Below are 6,418 nucleotides of genomic sequence, written 5' to 3'. Positions count from 1 at the left end.
AGCCCGCGCCCGGCCGGCCCGCCGCGCTTGCGGCGCGGCGCCCTGCCCGTCGCCGCTTCCGTTGTATTCGTTCCTGCTTTCATGGACATTCACTCCCTAACCCTGCGCGGACCGATCCGCGGCCTGCACGTGGCGCCAGATGCCGCCGCTCAGGCGCAGGTTCTCCGGCGGGCCGGCCACATGCGCCCGCAGGTGCTTGAAATACGCTTCCTGCCAACGCCGCGCGTACGCGTCGGCGTCCTCGCCCGGTTCCACGGCGGGCAGCATCTCCAGCGTGTAGGCCACCCGGCCGTTCTCCCAGCGCGGGGTGTAGAACACCGACGGCACGCCCTGGCGGTGCGCCAGGTGCGCGGCGAAGCTGGAATAGGTCACCGCCTGCCCCTCGAAGACGCTGCGCGGCGCGGCGGGGTTGGCGGCGCCATCCACGGCCAGGCACAGCACATTGCCCGCGGCCAGCGCGCGCATGCAGGCCTTGGCGACCTGCGCCTCGGTCTGGTCGGCGGTGGAAATCAGGGCGGCGGCGTAGCTGCTCTGGGCGATGCTGGGCGCGGTCGCCAGCCAGCGCGAAGGAATGCCCAGCAGTTCCAGCGCCATCAAGCCGGCATACATGGGCCCCACGTGCGCCGTGGCCACCACCACGCCCCGGCCGGCGGCCAGCAGCGGCGCGAAGAAACGCTCGCCGGTGTCCAGTTCGCCCAGCACCTGCATGGCCTCCTCGACGCTGTCCTCGCGGCATTCGAGCCAGTCGAACAGCAGGTGGTCCACCAGATGGCCCCAGCGCGCGCGCCGCTCCCATTGCGCGCGGTCGGCCGTGGCGTCGCCCCGCATCGACCAGGCCCAGTCCAGGCGGGCCTGCGGGATCGGCGCGGTGTCCAGCTTCTGGTCCAGTTGATCCAGGGCCTGCTGGAAGGTCGGCGGCAGCGCGTCGCCGCGTTGCGCGACGTAGCGCGCGAACAGGCTCTCGGCCTCCTGCTTGCGGCCCGCCTGCGACAGCGCACCGATGGCGGCGCGCTGCCAGAGCCGCTTGTCGGGGGACTTCTCGACCAGGTGCAGCATCTGGTCTGCGGCCTCCTCGTATTGCAGCGTGTAGCGCAACGCGCGGGCGTACAGGGCGCGGGTCTGCTCCAGCTCCGGCGCCAGCTCCATGGCCTGGCGCAACGGCGCCACGGCCTCCTTGTAGCGGCCGGCGCGCAGCAGGGTTTCTCCATGCAGTGTCAACAGCCGCACGTCGGCCGGCGCCGCGTTCAGCCCCGCCTCGAAGTGCGCCGGGGCATGCACCTTGCGGTCGTCGTCGGTGGCGCGCCGCAGGTGCGCCAGCCCCAGCGATGCGCGCAGCGCCGGAGCATCGTGGCCTGCGTCCAGCGCCCCGTTGCCCAGCAGGATCGCCGCCTCGACCCGGTCATCGTCGAGCAACGCGCGCACGGCGACCGTCGCCACGCGCGCGTTCGGCAGATCCGCCGGCTGCAAGGCCATGGCGATGCCGGCGGCATCAGCCGCGTCGCCGTTGCGCGCATGGGCCAGCATCCACCAATGCGCGTCGCCCGGATTGGCGCGCGCCTGGGCGGCGGTCTGGCGCGCGACCTCGGCGGCCTGCGCGATGCGTCCGGCCTGCACCCGCAGCTGGATCCGCGCGGCCTGCAGCGCGCCGCTATCGGGCGCAATGGCGGCGGCGGCGTCCGCCTGCTCGATGGCGCGGTCCCATTGCTCGGTGCGGCCCAGCAGGCTGGCAAGCAGGCGGCGGTCATCGGTACGCGCCGGATAGGTCTGAACCAGCTGCTCCAGCGCGGCGATCGCCGGCGCCAGCCGGCCCACCTTCACGAACGGCGACACCAGCAGGCGGCGCGCGTCGCGCCAGCCCTCTTCCACCCGCGCCAGCGCCGGCCCGAGCCCGGCCATCGCCTGCAAGGGGTCGTCCGCCTCCAGGATCTGCTTGATGACCGCGCGCAGGCGGCTGACGCCATCGCTCGGCGCGGCATGGGCAGCGGCCGGCGCGGCGGCGCCGGGGCGTTCAATCGTGGTATCAACCATGGCGCAATCCTCTCAGCAGGGCCATCGCCGCGCGCAGGACGAACATGAGCACGAAGCCCAGCGCCAGCGCCTGCAACAGCAGCACCCCCGTGCGCGGGCTGCTGGGCCGGTCGGTGGAAACCGGCTGCGCGATGATGGACAGGTAACGCTGCAGGCGCAGGGCGTCCGTCACGGCCTGCTGGTAGGACTGCTGCGCCAGCGTCAGATTCGAATCGGCGAAGGCCTGGGTATTGCGCAGCGCCTCGTACGATTTGAGTTGCTTCGCTTCCGTGTTGCCTTCGCCGCTCAGGCGCTGGCGCACGGCGGCGAGCCGTTTCTTCAAGGCCACGACCTGCGTTTCGGCCGGCTTGAGCATGAAGTGGTCCTTGTTGTTCAGCGCGCGGATCTTGTCCAGGTTGATCTGGGCGGTGCTCAGTTCCGCTTCCAGCTGGCTGGACAGGTTCAGCAGCATGGCCACCGTGGCCGTCGGGTCGATATTGCCGTGCGTGGTGCGCCATGTCGTCAGCGCCTCGCGCGCGCCCAGCGCCTTCTGCTCGGCCTGCTTGACCGACTCCTCGCTGACCCTCAGCTTGTCCGCCACGCCCTTTTCGTTCATGGAGCTGACGAAGTCTTCCGCCAGGCCGATCAGGGCCTTGGACAGGGTTTCCGCGTCTTCGGGCGAATAGGCGCGCACGCGCAGCACGTCGATCTGCTCCAGCGCGTTGAAGGAAACCTGCACCGAGGCCCGGTAGGCGCGATAGAGATCGTCCTCGCTCGAGTCCTCCGACAGATGGTTGGCCGGGTCCAGGCCGGTATTGAGCAGGTAATGGCGCAGGCCGACCTTCTTGTCCAGCTGCCGCATGCTGTCGCGCGACCTCAGGAAGTCGCTGACCGCCCAGCCGTCGACGAAGCCGCCGAGCATGCCGCCCGAGTTGCCCGTGGTGAGCAGGCTGGCCGCCATGGCGCCGCCGCCCTGCTGGCCGGACCCGGACTGCACGAAGAAGCGCGACTCGGCCTCATAGCGCGGCGTGGCGATGCAGAGCACGTAGACCAGCGCCAGCGCGACCGGAGCCACGACGATGAAGGCATTGATCCAGCGGCGGCGGCGACGGTCCTCCAGCGCCGATTGCCGCTCGCGGCGCCGGCGCTCGATCTCGGAGCCGCTCTCAGAAGCCGAGCTGGCCCTCGTCGAAGCCGCCGAAAACGTCGTCGCCTGTTCCGGATTCGCTTCGTGATCGTCGCGGGGGGAACTTGCTGATGCACTGGTCGAGGTCGTCTTCGATGCGGAGTGCGCTTCGTTCATAAATCAGGCCCTTCAGGCAATAGTCCGCCAATTGATTCTGGCGGTAACTGGAAAGAATGAGCGTCCTGCCGATCAGCCGTTCTTCGAACAGCGCCAGCCAGAGACGGGTGAAGCGGCAGGGTTCGAAGGGAATGGCCCCTTCGATCACGTAGACGTCGAACGCCGGCGCCAGGGCCAGCGCGAACGAAAACTCCTGCCGCGCAAACAGCGGCCAATGCTCCATCGGCCGGGACAGGCTCTTGGGGTCGGTGATCAGGTCGGCCACCAGTTCATAGGTGGCGTCGGCATCGAGCTCGTACATCTGGCTCACCAGCTCGATCATGTTCAGGCCGCTGGCCTTGCCGCGGATGAAGCCCTGCCGGCCGATCGCCCAGGAGACGTTGCCGTCGTGCTGGACGAATCCCTGGCGCGGCGGCCGCAGGCCGCACAGCAGGTCGATGATCTGGCGGTGCAGCTCCGGCGCGGGCGACAGCAAGGCGTAGCGCCCGACGGGAATGTCGAGGTGGGCCTGCGCCAGCAGCGCCTGCCGGTTGCCGAAGGCCAGCGGTTCATCCGTCACGCCATTGAGATGAATCATCGTCGTTCCTCACATGGGCTGGATATTGGGACGGGCCAGCCGCTCGGCCGCCAGGGCGACCGCCATCAGGAAAACCAGGCTGGTCAGGAAGTACCCCAGGCTCGCGTCCTGCGACGTGTAGGCGTCGAAGTAGGCCGAGCGCAACAACTGCATGCCATGCGAGAACGGCAGCCACAGCATCCAGGGCCGCAATTGCTCGGGCAGCTGCTCCGAGACGAAGAAAACCCCCGAGAAAATCTGCAGGAAGCGCTCGATCACGGGCGCCAGCCGCAGGAAGAAGTGCCAGAAGGTCGCGATCGCGCCGAACAGCAGGCCCATCGCCGCGGCGCAGCACGCCATCAGCACCACGTACAGCATGAATCCCGGCCAGCTCCTGGGCAGCGTGATGAGATCGAGCGCATGGCCGGCGGTGATCAGCACCACGAACACCACCAGGTACACCGACACGTACAGCAGCGCCTGCACCAGCGCGCACATCAACGGCGACACACCCTGGAAATTCAACAGGCCGCGCGCCGATACGTAGGCCGTGCTGCTCCGGAAGATGATCTGCCGGAACATGATCCAGGTCGTCGCGCCCAGCAGCGAGAAGGTCTGCACGTCCATCCCCAGGATGTAGTGCGTGCCCATCAGGATGTAGAGCGACGAAATCAGCGTCAGCAGCACGACCGGACCCACGAACGCCCACAACAGGGCGATCCGGCTTTCGCCATGCATCACATGCAGCTGGTAGACGAACAGCGCCAGCAGCGTGCGTCCGCCCGGCCAGCCGCGGCCGGCGATGTGCGGACGATGCCCGGCATGCAGTCCGCGCACCCGCTCCCGCAGGATCTCCAGGTCGCCGGCCTCGCCCGCGGGCAGTTCCATCTCCAGCGCGATATCGTTGCGCGAGGCATGGCGGCGCGCATCGCGCGCCTCGTCCTGCCTGCGCCGCTGCTCGCGCCGCTCCTGCGCCTGGGCCAGGCGCTGATCCTCGGCCACCAGCCGGGCGGGCATGTAGCCCGGCGCGAACACCTCGACGCCGGCGCGGATGTCCTGCTCCAGCAGGCGCACGATGATGCGCAGGCGCCGCCGCGAAAAGTCGGCCAGCGACTCATCGACCTTGGCGCGCGCGATTTCCGCGTCCAGCTCGGCCTGCACCGCCTCGTAGACCGCCCGCCGGGCGGCCACCGAGTCGTGCGGCTCGCCCTGCAGGCGCGCCAGCAAAGGCTTGAGCAGGACGGCCGGCTCAGCCTTGGCCTCGAACAGCGCGGCGGGGTCCAGGCGCCAGGCGGCGACGCCCGATCCCACCGCATAACTGCTGTCCTTTCTCCGCGAACGCCAACCCTTGATCCGATCCTCGTTACTCATCGACACGCTACTGGCTGATGCCGCTGGAGGAGCCGGAGTTGGAGTCGATCGCCCGGGTGGCGCTGAAGCCGGCGCTCATGGTCACGCGGAACGCGGACAGCACCTTCTGCACCTGGGTGAACGGCGCGTCGGAGATATAGATCGCCTGGCCTTCCTTCACGGTGAATTCGCGGGCCAGCGCCACCTGTTCCGGGCGCGTGAGGTCGAACTGGTACACCACCGGCAGCAGGTCCGGCTTGCCCTCCACGCCCGCCTGCGCGGGCGTGAACAGGAACACCGAGCGCGGGTCCGCGGTCTGGTCATCCAGGCCCTTGGAGTCGGCCAGCGCGTCCAGCACGCTGTAGTTGCGCTTGCTGATGGCCACGCGGCCCTGGTTGCCGGCCGCGCCCAGCACGGTCAGGAACTCGCGCGATTCGTAGGCCGTGATGACATCGCCGGAGCGCAGCAGGATGTCGTTGTTCTGGTTGCGGTAGATGTCCGACAGGCGCACGGAAGCTACCTTGTTGTCGCGCCGCAGGCTGATGACGAGCTGCTCCGGATTGGTCTGCACCGGCGCCGCCTGCGCCAGCGCGCTGCTCAGCCGCTGGGAGGTCTGCGTGATCGGATACATGCCCGGCTTGGTCAGGTTGCCCTGCACCGTCACCATCTGCCCGCGGGCATCGGCCGCGCGCGTCACGCTGACATCGGCGCCAGCCACCAGCCGGCTCAGGCGCGCCACGATGGCGTCATGCAACTGCCCCAGCGTCATGCCGCCGGCCTTGAATTTGCCGAGGATGGGAAAGGACACATTGCCGTTGCGGTCCAGTTCCTGGTTGCCCAGGTCGCTCACGCCGGTCGGGTCCGCCGCGAACACCCCCAGCCCGCCGCGCTCCCACACCTTCACGTTGATGCCATCGCCCGGCACCAGGCTGTCGAAGCCGGCCTGGGTCAGGTCGCGGTAGGGCACGGGAAAATCGGAGACCTCGGGCACCCGGCTCGCGCGCGCGAGTTCGCGCGACGCGGGCATCACGACGACATCCTTGGCGTCGTGGGCGCCTGTCATCTCGCCCAACATGGGGCCGGAGCGCGGCAGCTGGCAGCCGCTGAGCATGAGTACGGTAATCAGCAGCAGGGCCGGCGCCGCAATGCGGCGCGGACCCGCCGCCGGGGCGGTCATTTGCATAACTTCCTTTATCTTCAGG

The 6,418-nt window shown here is 69.1% G+C and carries 5 protein-coding genes; all 5 read right to left on the bottom strand.

Annotated elements, in window-relative coordinates; all coding sequences use genetic code 11:
- Positions 1-96: 96 nt before the first annotated feature.
- A complete protein-coding gene (locus H0523_RS06025; protein WP_054431437.1) occupies positions 97-2,028 on the bottom strand; it encodes a Vi polysaccharide transport protein VexE in 1,932 nt (643 codons plus the stop codon).
- Positions 2,021-3,052, bottom strand: coding sequence for a KpsE/RkpR family capsule polysaccharide export protein (locus H0523_RS06020; protein ID WP_054431462.1), 1,032 nt, complete (start codon positions 3,050-3,052; stop codon positions 2,021-2,023). Before H0523_RS06020 ends, H0523_RS06025 begins: the two co-directional genes overlap by 8 nt.
- 121 nt (positions 3,053-3,173) lie before the next feature.
- Entirely contained in the window at positions 3,174-3,887 is a 714-nt protein-coding gene (locus H0523_RS06015; protein WP_054431436.1) for a P-loop NTPase family protein, read from the bottom strand.
- A gap of 9 nt (positions 3,888-3,896) precedes the next feature.
- On the bottom strand, positions 3,897-5,237 hold the full coding sequence (locus H0523_RS06010) for an ABC transporter permease (RefSeq protein WP_054431435.1): 1,341 nt from the start codon (positions 5,235-5,237) through the stop codon (positions 3,897-3,899).
- A gap of 7 nt (positions 5,238-5,244) precedes the next feature.
- Positions 5,245-6,393, bottom strand: coding sequence for a polysaccharide biosynthesis/export family protein (locus tag H0523_RS06005; RefSeq protein ID WP_369815816.1), 1,149 nt, complete (start codon positions 6,391-6,393; stop codon positions 5,245-5,247).
- Positions 6,394-6,418: the final 25 nt, after the last annotated feature.

It is taken from the genome of Achromobacter insuavis, assembly GCF_902859645.1.
Classification (GTDB): Bacteria; Pseudomonadota; Gammaproteobacteria; order Burkholderiales; family Burkholderiaceae_B; genus Achromobacter; species Achromobacter insuavis.
Note: the sequence above shows the minus strand (reverse complement) of the source record. Positions and strands in the feature narration are given on the sequence as shown.